This is a genomic window from Leisingera sp. JC1 (assembly GCF_001679925.1).
GTDB lineage: Bacteria > Pseudomonadota > Alphaproteobacteria > Rhodobacterales > Rhodobacteraceae > Leisingera.
Window position 1 is genome coordinate 25,929 of sequence record NZ_LYUZ01000147.1, and the last position, 17,160, is coordinate 43,088.

Annotated in this window: 17 protein-coding genes; all 17 read left to right on the forward strand. The window is 61.9% G+C overall.

Going from position 1 to position 17,160, the window contains the following annotated elements:
* Positions 1 to 64 precede the first annotated feature (64 nt).
* Complete coding sequence (locus A9D60_RS23450; RefSeq protein WP_039184146.1) at positions 65 to 1,495, forward strand: Glu/Leu/Phe/Val family dehydrogenase; 1,431 nt, start codon at positions 65 to 67, stop codon at positions 1,493 to 1,495.
* A gap of 267 nt (positions 1,496 to 1,762) precedes the next feature.
* Positions 1,763 to 3,016, forward strand: a complete 1,254-nt coding sequence (locus tag A9D60_RS23455; RefSeq protein ID WP_065269818.1) for a sarcosine oxidase subunit beta family protein — start codon at positions 1,763 to 1,765, stop codon at positions 3,014 to 3,016.
* Between the two features lie 66 nt (positions 3,017 to 3,082).
* Complete coding sequence (locus A9D60_RS23460; protein WP_019294741.1) at positions 3,083 to 3,352, forward strand: sarcosine oxidase subunit delta; 270 nt, start codon at positions 3,083 to 3,085, stop codon at positions 3,350 to 3,352.
* Complete coding sequence (locus tag A9D60_RS23465; protein ID WP_065269819.1) at positions 3,349 to 6,294, forward strand: sarcosine oxidase subunit alpha family protein; 2,946 nt, start codon at positions 3,349 to 3,351, stop codon at positions 6,292 to 6,294. The genes A9D60_RS23460 and A9D60_RS23465 overlap by 4 nt, the downstream gene beginning before the upstream one ends.
* Positions 6,287 to 6,832 (forward strand): sarcosine oxidase subunit gamma, encoded by a 546-nt coding sequence (locus A9D60_RS23470; protein ID WP_065269820.1) that lies wholly within the window; start codon positions 6,287 to 6,289, stop codon positions 6,830 to 6,832. The genes A9D60_RS23465 and A9D60_RS23470 overlap by 8 nt, the downstream gene beginning before the upstream one ends.
* Positions 6,833 to 6,869: 37 nt before the next feature.
* A complete protein-coding gene (locus A9D60_RS23475) occupies positions 6,870 to 7,208 on the forward strand; it encodes a hypothetical protein (protein ID WP_065269821.1) in 339 nt (112 codons plus the stop codon).
* 1 nt (position 7,209) lies between these two features.
* Positions 7,210 to 9,201 carry a DNA primase gene (gene dnaG, locus A9D60_RS23480; protein ID WP_065269822.1) on the forward strand — a complete coding sequence of 664 codons (1,992 nt, stop codon included), beginning with the start codon at positions 7,210 to 7,212 and terminating at the stop codon, positions 9,199 to 9,201.
* Between the two features lie 131 nt (positions 9,202 to 9,332).
* Positions 9,333 to 11,318 carry an RNA polymerase sigma factor RpoD gene (rpoD, locus tag A9D60_RS23485; RefSeq protein WP_065269823.1) on the forward strand — a complete coding sequence of 662 codons (1,986 nt, stop codon included), beginning with the start codon at positions 9,333 to 9,335 and terminating at the stop codon, positions 11,316 to 11,318.
* Positions 11,319 to 11,366: 48 nt separating this feature from the next.
* Positions 11,367 to 11,852 carry a hypothetical protein gene (locus A9D60_RS23490; protein WP_083194346.1) on the forward strand — a complete coding sequence of 162 codons (486 nt, stop codon included), beginning with the start codon at positions 11,367 to 11,369 and terminating at the stop codon, positions 11,850 to 11,852.
* Entirely contained in the window at positions 11,853 to 12,296 is a 444-nt protein-coding gene (locus A9D60_RS23495; protein WP_254656788.1) for a thiol-disulfide oxidoreductase DCC family protein, read from the forward strand.
* Complete coding sequence (locus A9D60_RS23500; RefSeq protein WP_065269824.1) at positions 12,293 to 12,838, forward strand: DUF4166 domain-containing protein; 546 nt, start codon at positions 12,293 to 12,295, stop codon at positions 12,836 to 12,838. Before A9D60_RS23495 ends, A9D60_RS23500 begins: the two co-directional genes overlap by 4 nt.
* A gap of 83 nt (positions 12,839 to 12,921) precedes the next feature.
* Positions 12,922 to 13,218, forward strand: a complete 297-nt coding sequence (locus A9D60_RS23505; protein WP_065269825.1) for a hypothetical protein — start codon at positions 12,922 to 12,924, stop codon at positions 13,216 to 13,218.
* Between the two features lie 106 nt (positions 13,219 to 13,324).
* The gene (locus tag A9D60_RS23510; protein ID WP_065269826.1) at positions 13,325 to 13,726 is read left to right on the forward strand and encodes a hypothetical protein; all 402 of its coding nucleotides are present in this window, start codon (positions 13,325 to 13,327) and stop codon (positions 13,724 to 13,726) included.
* 777 nt (positions 13,727 to 14,503) lie between these two features.
* Positions 14,504 to 14,929 (forward strand): hypothetical protein, encoded by a 426-nt coding sequence (locus tag A9D60_RS23515; protein ID WP_065269827.1) that lies wholly within the window; start codon positions 14,504 to 14,506, stop codon positions 14,927 to 14,929.
* Positions 14,930 to 14,987: 58 nt separating this feature from the next.
* On the forward strand, positions 14,988 to 15,404 hold the full coding sequence (locus A9D60_RS23520) for a secondary thiamine-phosphate synthase enzyme YjbQ (RefSeq protein WP_065269828.1): 417 nt from the start codon (positions 14,988 to 14,990) through the stop codon (positions 15,402 to 15,404).
* Between the two features lie 122 nt (positions 15,405 to 15,526).
* Complete coding sequence (nrdR, locus tag A9D60_RS23525; RefSeq protein ID WP_019294728.1) at positions 15,527 to 15,994, forward strand: transcriptional regulator NrdR; 468 nt, start codon at positions 15,527 to 15,529, stop codon at positions 15,992 to 15,994.
* The gene (gene ribD, locus A9D60_RS23530) at positions 15,994 to 17,091 is read left to right on the forward strand and encodes a bifunctional diaminohydroxyphosphoribosylaminopyrimidine deaminase/5-amino-6-(5-phosphoribosylamino)uracil reductase RibD (protein ID WP_083194347.1); all 1,098 of its coding nucleotides are present in this window, start codon (positions 15,994 to 15,996) and stop codon (positions 17,089 to 17,091) included. The genes nrdR and ribD overlap by 1 nt, the downstream gene beginning before the upstream one ends.
* The last annotated feature ends 69 nt before the right edge of the window (positions 17,092 to 17,160 follow it).

Here is a 17,160-nt window from a genome sequence, read left to right on the forward strand (position 1 = left end):
AACTCTGCATAGAGTGAATCCATCATCGGCAGCGAGTCGATGTTTGAGCACGGAGAAATTTTTGATGAGCAGCCGCACAGAGCCGAGCTTCCGCGAGAGCGTGGACCTGATGTTTAACCGGGCAGTGAAACTGATGGACCTGCCGCCGGGGCTGGAGGAGAAAATCAGGGTTTGCAACGCCACCTACACGGTGCGCTTCGGCGTGCGCCTGCGCGGCGCAATGCACACGTTTACCGGCTACCGTTCGGTGCATTCAGAGCATATGGAGCCTGTGAAGGGCGGCATCCGTTATGCCACGGGGGTGAACCAGGATGAGGTCGAGGCGCTGGCGGCGCTGATGACCTATAAATGCGCGCTGGTGGAGGCGCCGTTTGGAGGTTCCAAGGGCGGCTTGTGCATTGATCCGCGCGAATATGAAGAGCATGAGCTGGAGCTGATCACCCGCCGTTTTGCCTATGAGCTAGCCAAGCGCGATCTGATCCATCCGTCGCAGAACGTGCCCGCGCCTGACATGGGCACAGGCGAGCGTGAAATGGCCTGGATTGCCGACCAGTACGCACGCATGAACACGACCGATATTAACGCCAAGGCCTGTGTGACCGGCAAACCGCTGAATGCCGGCGGCATTTCGGGCCGGGTCGAGGCAACCGGCCGCGGCGTGCAGTACGCATTGCAGGAGTTCTTCCGCCACGAGGAAGACAAAGCAGCTGCAGGCCTTTCGGGCAAGTTGGATGGCAAGCGGGTGATTGTTCAGGGCCTCGGTAATGTGGGCTACCACGCTGCCAAATTCCTGTCAGAGGAGGATGGTTCGCGCATCATTGGCATCATCGAACGCGATGGCGGTCTGTTCAATGCTGAAGGCTTGGATGTCGAGGCGGTGCGCAATTGGATTGTCAAACACGACGGTGTTTCTGGCTATCCTGATGCCCAGTTCCTTGAAAACGGTGCCGCACTTCTGGAAGAAGAGTGCGACATCCTGATCCCGGCGGCCCTGGAAGGGGTGATCAATCTTTCCAATGCCGAGCGTGTCAAGGCGCCGCTGATCATTGAGGCTGCAAACGGCCCGGTGACTGCCGGCGCGGATGAGATCCTGCGCAAGAAGGGCTGCGTGATCATTCCGGACATGTACGCCAACGCTGGCGGTGTGACCGTGTCCTATTTCGAGTGGGTGAAGAACCTCAGCCACATCCGTTTTGGCCGCATGCAGCGGCGTCAGGAAGAGGCGCGCCACCAGTTGGTGATTGACGAGCTGCAGCGTCTGGACGACGTAATGGGCAATACCTGGTCGATGTCGCCGGACTTCAAGGACAAGTACCTGAAGGGTGCAGGCGAGCTGGAGCTGGTGCGCTCCGGCCTGGATGACACCATGCGGGCGGCCTACCAGTCGATGCGCGAAGTCTGGCACAGCCGCGACGACGTGACTGACCTGCGCACCGCCGCCTATCTGGTGTCGATCGACAAGGTCGCGAAAAGCTATCACGCCAAGGGTCTCTGAGGGGCGCAAGGCTTGGCAAGGGAAAGCGGGGCGGAGAGGAAACTCTCTGCCCCGTTTTCTTGTGCCTGACCTCTATTACGGCATTCACCGTCGCAAATAGAACTAGACACAAGTGAATAGTTCGTGTGTTTTGCGGCAAAGCCATGCTGAAGTGCCGCATACTGAGCCTTGGGGCTAGGAGCAGCACGCGAAAGCGGGTAGCAATGCCGCCAAGGTCCGGACCAGATTTTTCCGGGCGGCGGAAGTGATTTGACGGGGAGGGACGACATGCGGTTTTCGGGCTGGCGTGTGCTTCGCGAGGGGCTCACCGGGAACAAGGGGTGGAAGCCCCACTGGCGGGATCCTGAACCCAAATCCGAATATGACGTGGTAATCATCGGCGGCGGCGGCCACGGGCTGGCAACGGCTTATTACCTGGCGCAGGAGCATGGCATCACCAATGTTGCGGTGCTGGAGAAGGGGTATCTGGGCGGCGGCAATGTCGGTCGTAATACTACTATCGTGCGTGCCAACTACTACCTGCCGGGCAACTCCGAATTCTATTCCCACTCCCTGAAGCTGTGGGAAACCATGGAGCAGGATCTGAACTACAACGCGATGATGTCCCAGCGCGGCATCATCAACCTGTTCCACAACGACGGTCAGCGCGATGCAGCCGTGCGCCGGGGCAACTCCATCGTCAATCAGGGCGATGATGCCGAGATCCTCAGCCGGGAGCGGGTGCGCGAGCTGGCACCTTTCCTGAACTTTGAAAACAACCGCTTCCCGATCATGGGCGGGTTGATGCAGCGCCGGGCGGGCACCGCACGCCATGATGCGGTCGCCTGGGGCTATGCCCGCGGCGCCGACATGCGCGGGGTGGATCTGATCCAGAATTGCGAAGTCACCGGCATCGACGTCGAGAACGGCAAGGTGGTGGGTGTGCAGACTGCCCGCGGCCCGATCCGCGCCAAGAAGGTGGCTCTGGCGGCCGCTGGCCGATCCGGCCAGGTGGCCGCAATGGCGGGCCTGACGCTTCCGATCGAAAGCCATGTGCTGCAGGCCTTTGTCTCGGAAGGGCTGAAGCCCATCGTGGATCACGTGATCACCTTTGCCGAGGGGCATCTGTATATCAGCCAGTCGGACAAGGGCGGCATGGTGTTCGGCAGCTATCTGGATTTCTACAGCTCCTATGCGGCGCGGGGGAACCTGCCGATGGTGGAGCACACGATGGAGAGTTTCGTGGCGATGGTTCCCGCGCTCAGCAAGGCGCGGCTGTTGCGCAGCTGGGGCGGCATCATGGACATGACACCGGATGGCTCGCCGATCATTGACCGTTCGCCGATAGACGGCCTCTATCTGAACTGCGGCTGGTGCTATGGCGGCTTCAAGGCAACGCCAGGATCAGGCAGCGTATATGCGCATCTGATTGCCACGGACCGCCCGCACGGGGCTGCCACGAAACTGAAGCTGGATCGCTTCCGCAGCGGCGTTGGCCTGATGGATGAGGAGGGGACCGGTGCGCAGCATAATCTGCACTAAGCGTTTGGGGCACGCCGGGCATGCCTCCGGCGGGAGTATTTCTGTAAAGAAGAAGGAGCCCCGGTCATGAGAATTACCTGTCCGCTCTGCGGCGAAAGAGACCGCCGCGAATTCTATTACAAAGGTGCGGCGCTGGTGCGCCCGGCGGAGGGCGCGGATCTGGACGCCTGGCATGAGTATGTGAACCTGCGGGAAAACCCGGCGGGGCCGCTGGATGAGCTGTGGTATCACGAGATGGGCTGCAATGCCTGGCTGAAAGTGACCCGCAATACCGCGACCCATGAGATTCTGGACGTGCAATTGGCCTCCGAGGCCGGGCTGGGAGGGGAAAAATGAGACTTCCCGGGAAAGGCCTGAACCAGGGTGCCAAGCCCATCACTTTTGCCTTCAACGGGCGCCACATGATGGGGCTGGAGGGCGACACGCTGGCGGCAGCGCTGTTGGCCAACGATGTGCACCTGGTGGCGCGGTCGTTCAAATACCACCGTCCGCGCGGGGTGCTGACCGCGGGCAGCGAGGAGCCGAACGCGCTGGTGACCATCGGCACCGGCGGCCAGCAGGACCCGAACGTGCGCGCCACTCAGCAGGAGCTGTTCGAGGGGCTGGAAGCGCGCAGCCAGAACTGCTGGCCCACGGTCGAGCGCGACGTGATGGCGTTGAACGATCTTGCCGCGCCGTTCTTTGGTGCGGGGTTCTACTACAAGACCTTTATGTGGCCGGCGGCGTTCTGGGAGAAGATTTATGAGCCGATGATCCGCAACGCGGCAGGCCTTGGCGCGCTGTCAGGCGAGGCGGATCAGGACCGCTATGAGAAGGCCTTCGCCTTTTGCGACGTGCTGGTGGTCGGCTCCGGCCCTGCAGGCCTGATGGCGGCGCTGACGGCTGGCCGGGCCGGGGCGGATGTGATCCTGGCAGAGGAAGACAGCCGCATGGGCGGCCGCCTGCTGGCGGAGCGCGAGGAGATCGGCGGCAAGCCTGGCCATGTTTGGGCCGCTGAGGTGCTGGCTGAGCTGGAAACAATGGACAACGTGCGGCTTATGACCCGCACCGCAGTTGCCGGCGCTTATGATCAGGGCACCTATGGCGCGCTGGAGCGGGTTTCGCACCACTTGCCGCGGCAGCATTCTCTGAAGGGCAGCCACCTGCCGCGCGAATGCTTCTGGCGGATTGCGGCCAAGCACGCGGTGCTGGCGGCCGGCGCGATCGAGCGCCCGGTGGCTTTTCGCAACAACGACCGGCCTGGCATCATGATGGCAGGTGCCGTGCGCGCCTATCTGAACCGCTGGGGCGTGGCGCCGGGCGAGCGGGTCACCGTTTTTGCCAACAACGACCAGGCGCACCGCACTGCACGCGATCTGCATGACGCGGGCGTGCATATCGCGGCGGTGATCGACAGCCGCCATGAGGCGCCGGATGGCGGCCCCTATCAGGTGATCAAGGGGGCGCAGGTCTGTGACAGTGCCGGCCGCCAGCGGCTGGAAAGCATCACTGTGCGTTCGGTCAAGGGCGAGGAGAAAATTCAGACCGATTGCCTGGCGATGTCCGGCGGCTGGAATCCTTCCGTGCATCTGACCTGCCACCTGAACGGCCGCCCGGTGTGGAACCGCGAAGCGCTGGCATTTGTGCCAAGTGAGGGCGCGGTGCCAGGCATGGTCACAGCGGGTGCCTGCAATGGCACCTTCTCCACCGCAGGCGCATTGCGCGAAGGCGCGCAGGCCGCGGCCAAGGTGCTGGAGGCGCTGGGCCTGAAACCTGCTGCCGCCGACCTGCCGCAAGCGGAGGACGATCCTTACCGCATCGCCGCGCTGTGGGCGGTGCCGGGCAAGGGCCGCGCCTGGCTCGACTTCCAGAACGACGTCACCGTCAAGGATGTGAAGCAGGCGGCCACCGAAAACTTCCGCTCTGTCGAGCATATGAAGCGCTACACCACCCAGGGCATGGCAACCGATCAGGGCAAGAACTCCAACGTCGCTGCATTGGCGGTGCTGGCAGATGCGACCGGACGGACAATCCCGGAGACCGGCACCACCACCTTCCGCCCGCCGTTTGTGCCGGTGTCTCTGGGCGCGATCGGGGCAGGGGCCACGGATGAGGGCTTTAAGCCGCAGCGCTTCCTGACCTCGCATGGGGAGAGCGAAACCCGCGGGGCGCATCAGCTGGAGGTGGGCCTGTGGTACCGCGCTGCCTATTTCCCGAAGCCGGGCGAGACCAGCTGGCGCCAGTCCTGCGACCGCGAGGTGAATCTGGTGCGCAAGGCTGTGGGCATCTGCGATGTCTCCACCCTTGGCAAGATTGACATCCAGGGGCCGGACGCGGGCAAATTCCTGGACTTCCTTTACACCAACACCTTCAGCACGCTGAAGGTGGGCAAGGTCCGTTATGGGCTGATGCTGCGCGAGGACGGTTTTGTCATGGATGACGGCACCACCGCACGGCTGGGCGAAGACCATTTCGTTATGACCACTACCACCGCCGCTGCAGGTCAGGTGATGGCGCATATGGAGTTCGTGTCGCAGGCGTTTTACCCGGAATGGGATGTGCGCTTCACCTCAGTAACGGAACAATGGGCGCAGTTTGCTGTAGCCGGACCGAAGTCGCAGGAATTACTGAACGGGCTGATCGACGAGGAGGTGAACGGCGAGACCTGGCCCTTCATGGCCTGCGGCGCGGCGACCGTGCTGGGCGTGAAGGGGCGGCTGTTCCGGATTTCCTTCTCGGGTGAGCACGCCTATGAGGTCGCAGTGCCTGCGCGTTATGGTGAGGCCCTGTTCCGCGAGTTGCTGAAGCGGGCGGAGGCGATGGGCGGCGGTGCCTATGGCATGGAGGCGCTCAATGTGCTTCGGATTGAGAAGGGGTTGATCACCCACGCAGAGATCAACGGTACCGTGACCGCCTTTGACCTGGGACTGCAGGGCATGATGTCCAAGAAGAAGGACTTCCTGGGCAAGGCCATGTCCGCCCGCGAAGGCCTGATAGCTGAGGACCGGATGCGCATGGTGGGGCTGAAACCCGTGGGGGCTGCCAAGGAGATCACCGCCGGTGCGCATCTGTTCACGCCGGGCGACCCGGTGGAGCGGATCTATGACCAGGGCTATGTCACCTCGGCCGGCTATTCGCCGACACTGGGGCACCCGATCGGGCTGGCTTTCCTCAAGGAAGGCCCGGACCGCATCGGCGAAACCGTGCGCCTGGTCGACCATATGCGCGGTGTGGATACGTTGTGCGAGGTTGTCTCGCCTGTGTTCTTTGACCCAGAGGGAGGGCGTGCCCGTGGCTGAACTGATAGCAAAAAGCCCCTGTGACAGGCTGCTGCCGGTAACCCTCGGCGGCATGAGCCTGACTGAAGAGCAGCCCGGCAGCATGTGGGTCCTGGCACCGTTCAAAGGGCAGGATAAAGCGTTGAGCAAAGCCTTGGAAGCGGCCCACGGAATGGCCTTCCCGGCGGCGAACCGCGCAACCGGCAAGGCGGGCAGCCGGGCTGTCTGGTTCGGCCGGGACATGGCGCTGCTAATGGGGGTGGAACCCGACACCAAGCTGGCCAAACATGCCGCCCTGACGGATCAGAGCGACGCCTGGGCTGTTGTCCGGCTTGACGGGGCAGGGGCCGAGGATGTGCTGGCACGGCTGGTGCCGGTGGATTTGCGCCCCCAGGTTTTCAAACGCGGCCATACCGCGCGGACGGAGTTGAAGCACATGATGGCCTCGGTCACCCGCATTGGGCCGCAGGCGTTTCAGGTCATGGTATTCCGCTCGATGGCGAAAACGCTTGTGCATGATTTGAAAACAGCCATGGAAGCTGTCACGGCGCGGGGGTAACCTGCGGGGATCACCAACTGATTCCCGGAGCGCATCTATGATCCGCATCGCCCTTGCAGCCGCCTTGCTGGCGGCTCCGGCCTATGCTTCTGAAAGCAAAGAACAAAGCTGCAAATACCAGGGTCAGGTCATGGCCGCAGTGCAGCAGGCGCGGCTGGACCGGGTGAAGCAGGAAGAGGTGGAGCAGGTGATTCTGGACAGCAATCCGGAGTGGCCTGAAGCCTATTCCAATGCCATCCCGCAGCTCGCCAACCACGTCTATGCGATGAAGCGGCGCGACCTGAAGGAAGCGGACCTCGGCGCGCTGTTCGAGCAGCAGTGCCTGCAGAACTGGGATCAGATCCAGGCGATGCAGAAACAGCTGAAGTCGAACTGATATGTCCTTGCCGCCCGGCTTTCTGGATGAATTGCGCACCCGCATCAGCATTTCTGATGTTGTCGGGCGCAAGGTCATGTGGGACCAGCGCAAATCGCAGCCGGGCAAGGGCGACTTCTGGGGGCCGTGCCCGTTCCACCACGAAAAGACCGCCTCGTTTCACGTGGAGGACCGCAAGGGGTTCTATTACTGCTTCGGCTGCCACGCCAAGGGCGACGCGCTGAAGTTTGTCCAGGAGACCGAGAATGTCGGTTTCATGGAGGCGGTGGAAATTCTGGCAGGGGAAGCGGGCATGGAAATGCCCAAGCGCGATCCGCGTGCGCAGGAGAAACAGGACCGCCGGACGCTGCTGGCAGATGTGATGGAGCGGGCGGTGCAGTTCTTCCGCCTGCAGCTGAAAACCAATTCCGCCCAAGACGCCCGCGCCTATCTGCAGCGGCGGGGCCTGACGGCGCAGGCGCTGGACCGCTGGGAGATCGGCTTTGCCCCTGACGGCTGGCAGAACCTGTGGGACGCTTTGCGCGGCAAGAATGTGCCAGAGGATCTGATCATCGGCGCGGGGCTGGCCAAACCGTCGAACAAAGGCGGCAAGCCTTATGACACCTTCCGCAACCGGATCATGTTCCCGATCCGCGATGCGCGCGGCCGGGCGATCGCCTTTGGCGGCAGGGCGATGGACCCGAACGACAACGCCAAATACCTGAACTCGCCTGAGACCGAGCTGTTCGACAAGGGCCGCAGCCTTTACAATCACGGGCCGGCGCGGGCGGCCTCCGGGCGCGGCTCCACGCTGGTTGTCGCCGAAGGCTACATGGATGTGATTGCGCTGTCGGAGGGCGGTTTCCAGTCCTCCGTGGCGCCGCTCGGCACCGCGATCACTGAAAACCAGCTGCAGATGCTGTGGCGGATGTCGGACGAGCCGATCATCGCGCTGGATGGCGATACTGCAGGTCTGCGTGCGGCCATGCGGCTGATCGATCTGGCGCTGCCCCTGCTGGAGGCCGGCAAATCCTTGCGCTTTGCCATCATGCCGGAGGGCAAGGATCCGGACGACATGATCCGCAGCGAAGGGCCTGAGGCGGTGCAGGCGGTGCTGGATCAGGCGATGCCGATGGTCAAGCTGCTGTGGCAGCGCGAGACCGAGGGCAAGGTGTTTGACAGCCCGGAGCGCAAGGCGGCGCTGGACAAGAGTTTGCGCGAGAAGATCAAGCTGATCCGCGACCCCTCGATCCGCAAGCACTATGGCGAAGACGTCAAGGAAATGCGCTGGCAGCTGTTCCGCGGCAACCGTGACAGCGGCGGCTACCAGCAGCGCAGCGGCAAGGGCGGCGGGTTCCGCGATGGCGCCCGGGCATCATGGAAGCCGGGCAAGGGCTTTGGCCCGATCCCGCAGCCGCGGGCAACCACCCGGGCCTCGCTGGTGGCGGGAGCTGATGATGAATCCTTTGCCGCGATGCGCGAGGCGGTGATCCTGGCAACCGCTATCACCACACCGGAAGTGATTCCGGAATTCGAGACCAGCCTGGAGCGGCTGCAATGCGCCGACCCGGATCTGGCGGCGCTGCGGGACATGGTGCTGCGCCACGGCATCAGCGCGCCGGAGCGGCTGCGCGAGGAAATCGACTGGTCTTTGGGCCCTCATGCCCTTGAAAACCTCTTTGCCCTTCGCCACGTTGCAATCATCCCCTGCCTGCGCAAACCCGGTGACACCGAACTGGCCAGCATGACCTTGGCCGAAGAACTCGCAAAACTCGAAACACTGCGCGGGCTGGATGCGGAACTGGCAGAAGCCGAAGAGGATTTGCATGGCCTTGCGGATGAGGCGCTGACCTGGCGGCTGCGGCAGGCGGCGGAGGCCAAGAACAAGGCCGTGCGCAGCGAAAACGAGGACAAAGCAACGTATGACGTGGGCAAGAATGGCGCGCGGCTCAACCGGGATGAGCGTGATGCCTTCGGCGCCCTTTTGGACCGGATCGGCTTCTCCGAGAAGTAACACGCGGGGGTGATTCTGCGTTTTGCTAAGGAAGAGCACAGGAAAATTGGGTAAACGGGGTGACGAATCAGATGATCGCGCTAATGATTCGCTCAGCGAATCGCCCCGCAGCCCCTGAGTAGGAGCATTTAATGGCCGCCAAAGACACCGACGACCGCAAACCTGACGATCAGGACGCCGAAATCTCCCTCGACATGAGCCAGGCTCAGGTCAAGAAGATGATCGCGGAGGCCCGCGAGAAAGGCTACATCACCTACGATCAGCTCAATCAGGTTCTGCCGCCGGATCAGGTCAGCTCGGAACAGATCGAAGACGTGATGTCGATGCTCAGCGAAATGGGCATCAACATCATCGAGGACGAAGAGGCCGAGGAAGAAGAGAACAAGGGCACGACCGACCTTGTGACCACTGAAGGCCCGCGCGAGGTTGCGCTGGCGGGCGCCCAGACCGAAAAGCTGGATCGGACAGATGATCCGGTGCGCATGTACCTGCGCGAGATGGGATCGGTTGAGCTGCTGTCCCGCGAAGGCGAGATTGCAATTGCGAAACGCATCGAGGCAGGCCGCAATACGATGATCCTTGGGCTGTGCGAAAGCCCGCTGACCTTCCAGGCGATCACAATCTGGCACGACGAGCTCTTGTCCGAGGACATTCTTCTGCGCGACGTCATCGATCTGGAGGCCACTTTTGGCAATCAGATGGATGAGGATGGCGAAGAAGAGCCCGTTGTCGACACGTCTGCAGTGGCATCCGCCAAACCGGCCAAGGATGAAGGCCCGGAACTGGATGCGGACGGCAATCCGATCTCCCAGGATGACGACGATGACGACGACGATGATCAGGCCAACATGTCGCTGGCTGCTATGGAGGCTGCGCTCAAGGACCGGGTGCTGGTCACGCTGGAGCGGATCTCTACCGATTTCGCCGAACTGAGCGAAATGCAGGACAGCCGGATTTCGGCAACCCTGAACGAGGACGGCTCCTTCAGCAGCGAAGACGAGGCACGCTATCAGTCGCTGCGCTCTGAAATCGTTGAGCTGGTGAACGGCCTTCACCTGCACAACAACCGTATCGAGGCGCTGATCGACCAGTTGTATGGCATCAACCGCCGCGTCATGCAGATCGACAGCTCGATGGTGAAGCTGGCCGACCAGGCCCGCATCAACCGCCGCGAGTTCGTGGACGCCTACCGCGGCCGCGAGCTGGACCCGAACTGGCTGGCCGACATGGGCGAAAAGCCGGGCCGCGGCTGGCAGATGTTCATCGAACGCTCCACTGACAAGGTTGAGGAACTGCGCGCTGATATGGCCCAGGTGGGCCAGTATGTCGGCCTGGATATCTCCGAATTCCGCCGCATCGTGCAGCAGGTCCAGAAGGGCGAGAAAGAAGCCCGCCAGGCCAAGAAGGAAATGGTCGAGGCCAACCTGCGGCTGGTGATCTCGATCGCCAAGAAATACACTAACCGCGGCTTGCAGTTCCTGGACCTGATCCAGGAAGGCAACATCGGCCTGATGAAGGCGGTGGACAAGTTCGAATACCGCCGCGGCTACAAGTTCTCGACCTATGCGACCTGGTGGATCCGACAAGCGATCACCCGCTCCATCGCGGATCAGGCCCGCACCATCCGGATCCCGGTCCACATGATCGAGACCATCAACAAGCTGGTCCGCACCGGCCGCCAGATGCTGCACGAGATCGGCCGCGAGCCGACCCCGGAAGAGCTGGCCGACAAGCTGCAGATGCCGCTGGAGAAGGTCCGCAAGGTGATGAAGATCGCCAAGGAGCCGATCTCTCTCGAAACCCCGATCGGGGACGAGGAAGACAGCCAGCTGGGCGATTTCATCGAGGATAAGAATGCCGTGCTGCCCTTGGACAGCGCCATTCAGGAAAACCTCAAGGAAACCACCACCCGGGTTCTGGCTTCGCTTACCCCGCGTGAGGAGCGGGTTCTGCGGATGCGGTTCGGCATCGGTATGAACACCGACCATACCCTGGAGGAAGTCGGTCAGCAGTTCAGCGTGACCCGCGAACGGATCCGCCAGATCGAGGCAAAGGCGCTCAGGAAACTGAAGCACCCCAGCCGTTCGCGCAAACTGCGCAGTTTCCTGGACCAGTAAGTCAGAAGGCGCCCCACGGGGCGCCTTTGCATTTCATGGAGATGTATTTTGAGGATTTTCCTGTCCGTCCTCTTTCTATTGGCCAATATTGCGGCAGTTTTGGCATGTCCTGAGGGCGCCGAGACGCTGGTTTCCTGTACATTCAAGGACGGAGTAAAAACGCTGACGACCTGTTTGCAGGAGGAAAAGGCGACTTATGTTTTTGGGACACCTGGGCGGCAGCCGGAACTCGAAATGAAACGAGATGTGCGGGACGTGGACATGACACCTTGGCCGGGCATCGGCGGGTCAATCTGGGAAGAAGCCATTTTCGTCAACGGCGATGTCCGCTACATCGTTTACTACAGTATTTCGAAGGATCCAGGAGCGCAGAACCCTATGGAAGGGGGCGTCGTCGTCGAACAGTATGGTGTGGAACTGGCGCACCTGCGGTGTGATGCGGGCAGTGTGCTCAGCGGCTACCCTATGCCGCTGTTTGACGCAAAAGTTGCGGCGGGTCAGGCATACTCTATGGAAACGGGGGAGTGGGAGTAAGTGACAGGCAAGGCGGCAAGCCTGGTTCAGGTGCCCCGGAACCTCATCGTTTTCGACGGCGAATGCGTGCTGTGTTCCGGCTTCTTCCGTTTCATGCTGCGCCATGACCGGGCCGGGCGGTTTTCTTTTGCCACCGCGCAATCGCCGCTGGGGCAGCGGCTGTACAATGAACTGGGCCTGCCTGCGGATGACTTCGAGACCAACCTTGTGATCTTTGACGGCCGCCCCCATCAGCGCCTTGATGCCTTTGCCGCGGCGATGCGGGCGCTGCCGTGGCCATGGCCGGCCTTGTCAGTATGCCGGTTTCTGCCGCAGCGCTTGAAGGATGCGCTCTATTTCAGTATCGCCCGCAACCGCTACCGCCTGTTCGGGCGGCGTGACACTTGCATGATCCCCAGTCCCGAAGTCCGCGATCGCTTTGCTTTGGGGGGCTATGGCGGATGAGGGACGCCTTTGGCGAAATCATCGCTGCGAAATCTCTGCAGGTGCCGCCGGCGCTGATGCGGTTTCATGCCGAGCCGCCTGAACGCAGTTTTGGCGTTGTTCGTGTCGAGGGCGGAAACCGCTGGGCGCAGCTGCTGGCCCGGCTGGCAGGCTTCCCGCCGCCGATGCCGCAGACCCGGTTCCGGCTGGACGTCACTCCACAGGGAAATGGTCACATCTGGCGGCGTGTTTTCGGCAAGCATCAGACCCGGTCGGTCCTCCGCTATGACGCGCGCAGGGGCCGCGCGCTGGAGCGCATTGGACCGGTCGAATTGGAGCTTTCAGTCCGGATGCAGCAGGGCGCGCTGAAGGTTTCGGTAGAAAAAGCCCGCCTGTTCGGGTTTCCGCTGCCCAAGGTTCTGTGTCCGGAAAGCGCGTCCATGGAGTATGAAACACAGCAGGGGCATTTGGGGTTCGACATCGCCGCCAGCCTGCCAAGGGTCGGCTTGCTGGTGCGCTACACCGGCCACATTGCGCTGCCGGAATTGAACCTTCGGCGTTAACCATTTGCTAACCGTGGCGTTGCCCGTTTGCGGCCAGGGTCATAAACTCGCGGCATTCGCATTTACCTTCCGGGGGGAAGAAGATGTCTGCACATGCCGATTTGAACGGAGCGCTGGATGCGCTGCAGAGAAAGCTCCAGTCGCTGAATGACTTGGTGCGCGCCAACCAGTTCATGGTGGAGGCGATGGCCAGCCAGGGCGACGCTCTGAAACAGATGAGCAGCGAACACACCCGGAACATGCTGCGCCATCAGGCCCGGACTCGGTTTCATCCCGAAACCGGAACTGCACCTGATGCAGCGGTTCTGGCCATTCTCGAAGAAGTGCTGGCTCCTCAACAGGAGAGCGCAGAGATCATTCCTTTTCCTGTCCGGGCTTGACGCCTGCAGGCACACATCTGCGAGAGGTTGCGGTCAGGACGGTGATCGCCCCTTGGAGGCACTGCGGCTAGTCCTTATGTTGAGGCGAACAAAGGGACATTTCCGGATGAAGAACCTCATCACTGCTGCTTTGCTGGCCTGTGCCTCAGGCGCCCCCGCTGCTGCCGATACATTTGTTGCCAACCGCGGAGTGCGTGTTCTGCCTGTCAACGACTACGTTTACGAGGTGGTGCCGGGACGCTCTGGCGGAACTTGGGACTATTGGTGTGCTGGCGCTCAATATGCCCGCCGGGTGCTCGGCGCGAACTGGACTGACCGGTATTATGTCGTTCGCGGGCGCGATGTCAGCGTCACCACAGGGCGCCGGTCCTCGGTTCAATTTTCCCTTCACCCGGAACAGGCTGGCGTGCAGCCCAAGACGGGCTGGCTGTCGCTGGGGTTCCGTCCGGGTGAAAGCCTGTCAGTGCAGCAGGGCTATGGGTATTGCGTGCAGGCACCTGCGCTGTAGTTGCTCCCCGAAAGCTGAGCGGGTTCACAGGCGGCCACAGATTTTTGCGGCCGCAGCGAGGAGCGCGCAGGATGAGCTGGCAACAACCGTTTGGCAGGCTGCCCGCGGCAGGCGGCAGAGCGATGCCAGCTGAACCGCTTAAGAATTTGCGATTATTCGGAGTTTCCAAAGCCTGTGCCGTGGCACCTTGCTGTGTCTTGGCTTGAAGCCTGAGAGCGGATCTGCCCGCACAGCAGTGTGTATGGTCTGTGTTTCAGAATTCCTTACCCTGAAAGCTGGGCCAGTGCATTGTGACTTGTTGAATGAAAGGGTGCCGCTATGAAACCTGTTTCCGCTGTTGTTATCACCGCCACGGTCCTGACATTGGGGCTTTCCGGCAGCTCTGAAGCCAACGCCAGCCGCCACAGCATACGCGTCAATGAAATGCAGGACGGCATTTTTGAAGTGATACCAAGAACTGGAAACGGTTACTTGTTCTGGTGCGGTGCCGCTGACTATGCCCACCGTGTTATCGGGGCTCCCTGGAGTGCCGCCTTGCAAATATCGCGTGGTCTGGGGCCCAGTGAAAACACGGGGCGCAGGTCCGCAGTTCAGTTCACACTGGATCCAAATTTGGCCCAAACGCCTCCATCTGGCGGATACAGGTCTGTTAACAGCTTGCAAGCTGGTGATAGAATGAGTGTCCAGAGAGCTTTCGATTATTGTTTTGTGCCGTTCGGGCGGCCGTGAAGGTATTGTAATCCACGGTCATTCCGGATGGCGGAGTAGGAGGTTGAGATGACCTGCAAGAGACTTTGGCTGTCAGGAATTCTGGCATTGGTTTTGTCCGTACCGGTGCCTGCATCCGCATGGAGGGCGATCAACCGAAATGAAGTGCTGCCGGTCTCCGAAGGCGTTTGGGAAGTAGTAGCCCGGAGCCGCTCCGGCGCGCAGGATTACTGGTGCAGCATCGCCGATTTTGCCATCCGCCAGTTGCGGGCACCGGTGAACCAGCGGATTTATGTCTGGCGCGGAGAGGGGCCGTCGGTGAACCGGCCTGGCCGCAAAGCAGTCCAATTTGCCTTCGGCTTGCCGCCGGGTGTGCCTGACCGCTCCGGCAGCCTGTCGCTGAATGTGCGCGAAGCAGGGGACAGCCTGCGGGTAACCTCGGCGCAGAACTATTGCTATGACAGGCTGCCCGGGCGTGATCGCTGGCTGCCATAACAACAGCGGGCTCTGTTGCAGGGTTGCCTGAGCGGCCTGCACCGTCCAGAAAGGGCTTATGCAGCATGATTTCAGCATTCCGACGCGAGGGCAGGGGCTCTATGAATTTACCCGCGAAGTGAAGGCCTGGGTGTCTGTCACCGGTTTTCAGGACGGGCTGCTGACGATGTTTGTCCGCCATACGTCCTGCTCCCTGCTGATTCAGGAAAATGCCGACCCGGAGGTGCAGGGAGATTTGAGTGCGTTTTTTGCCCGTCTCGTGCCACCGTCGTCCGACCCGTCCATGAGCTATCTGCGCCACACCTATGAAGGGCCTGATGACATGCCGGCCCATATCAAGGCCGCGATGATGCCTGTCAGCCTGTCGATTCCAGTCCGAAGCGGCACTCCAGCGCTTGGCACCTGGCAAGGTATCTACCTTTTTGAACACCGCGATGCGCCGCACCAGCGGCAGGTTGCAGCGCATCTATCCTGAACCTCTTTATGTAGCGGCGGCAAATGCCCCCTACCCAAATTCTGGAGGGTCGCCTATAGTTGTGGATAACCGGGACAACGCCGGCACTATAAACAGGCTGACAGGATTGAGGGAGCAGGCGGATGCGCTGCCCATTTTGCGGAAATATCGACACTCAGGTCAAGGATTCACGCCCCGCCGAAGATCACGTTTCGATCCGGCGGCGCCGGTTCTGCCCGGCGTGCGGCGGCCGTTTCACCACATATGAGCGGGTGCAGCTGCGTGATCTGGTGGTGATCAAGACCAACGGCAAGCGCGAGGATTTCGACCGCGACAAGCTGGAGCGTTCAATCCGTATTTCGATGCAGAAGCGCCCGATAGAGCCGGAGCGCATCGACCAGATGATCTCTGGCATCGTGCGGCGGCTGGAAAGCATGGGAGAGACCGATATTCCTTCCAAGAAAATCGGTGAGATCGTGATGGAGGCGCTGGCCCGCATCGACACCGTCGCCTACGTGCGCTTTGCCAGCGTTTACAAGAACTTTCAGGCTGCAGACGACTTCGAGGATTTCGTCCACGAGCTGCGCCCGCCGGTGGCGCCGGAAGAATAATGGATACAGATCACCGCTACATGGCGCTGGCGCTGTCTCTGGGGCGGCGCGGGCAGGGCAACTGCTGGCCGAACCCGGCTGTGGGCTGTGTCATCGTGCAAGGAAGCCGTGTTGTGGGGCGCGGCTGGACCAAGCCGGGCGGGCGGCCGCATGCGGAAACCGAAGCTCTGGCACAGGCGGGGCAAGCTGCGCGTGGTGCCACCGCATATGTGACCTTGGAACCTTGTGCCCATCATGGCGAAACACCGCCCTGCGCGCAGGCGCTGATTGATGCCGGTGTGACCAGGGTTGTTGCTGCAATCGAGGATAGCGACCCCCGGGTTTCGGGTCATGGGTTCAAGATGCTGCGCGATGCGGGCATCGAAGTGACAACCGGTATCTGGGGTGCCCAGGCGGCGCGGGATCATGCCGGGTTTTTCTTAAAGACTGAGCAGGGCCGTCCGCTGGTGACGCTGAAGCTGGCCAGCAGTTTTGACGGGCGTATTGCAACCGGATCGGGCCAAAGCAAATGGATCACCGGGCCGGAAGCGCGCCGTGCCGTGCATGCGATGCGCGCCCGCCATGACGCGGTTATGGTGGGCGGTGGAACCGCACGGGCGGATGACCCCTCGCTGACTGTGCGCGATCTGGGGGCCGGGCATCAGCCGGTGCGGGTTGTGATCTCGCGCCACCTGGACCTGCCGCTGATGGGCCAGCTGGCCCGCACCGCCAAGGACGTCCCTGTTTGGCTGTGCCACGGCCATGGAGCTGATCAAGAGCGCCTCCGCGCCTGGGAGGGGTTGGGTGCCAGGCTGATTCCCTGTGCGTCGCATGGGGTGCAGCTTGATGCCGGGGATGTTTTGCAGCAGCTTGGGGCGGCTGGGCTCACCCGGGTGTTCTGCGAGGGCGGCAGTGCATTGGCGGCGTCGCTGCTGGCATTTGATTTAGTGGATGAGCTGATCGGCTTCACCGCAGGCCTGGGCATCGGTGCCGAGGGGCTGCCGTCGATCGGCGCGCTGGGGATCGGAAGGCTGGAGGAAGCGCCGCGGTTTGAGCTGGTTGAGGCGCGCCCTGTCGGCAAAGATATCCTGCATCGCTGGACACGGGCTCTGCGGTAATCCTTCTAATTTGCTCCGCGCTGGCTGGGCGCAGGCTGTGCATCCTGCGGGCGCGGGAGCGCCGCTGCT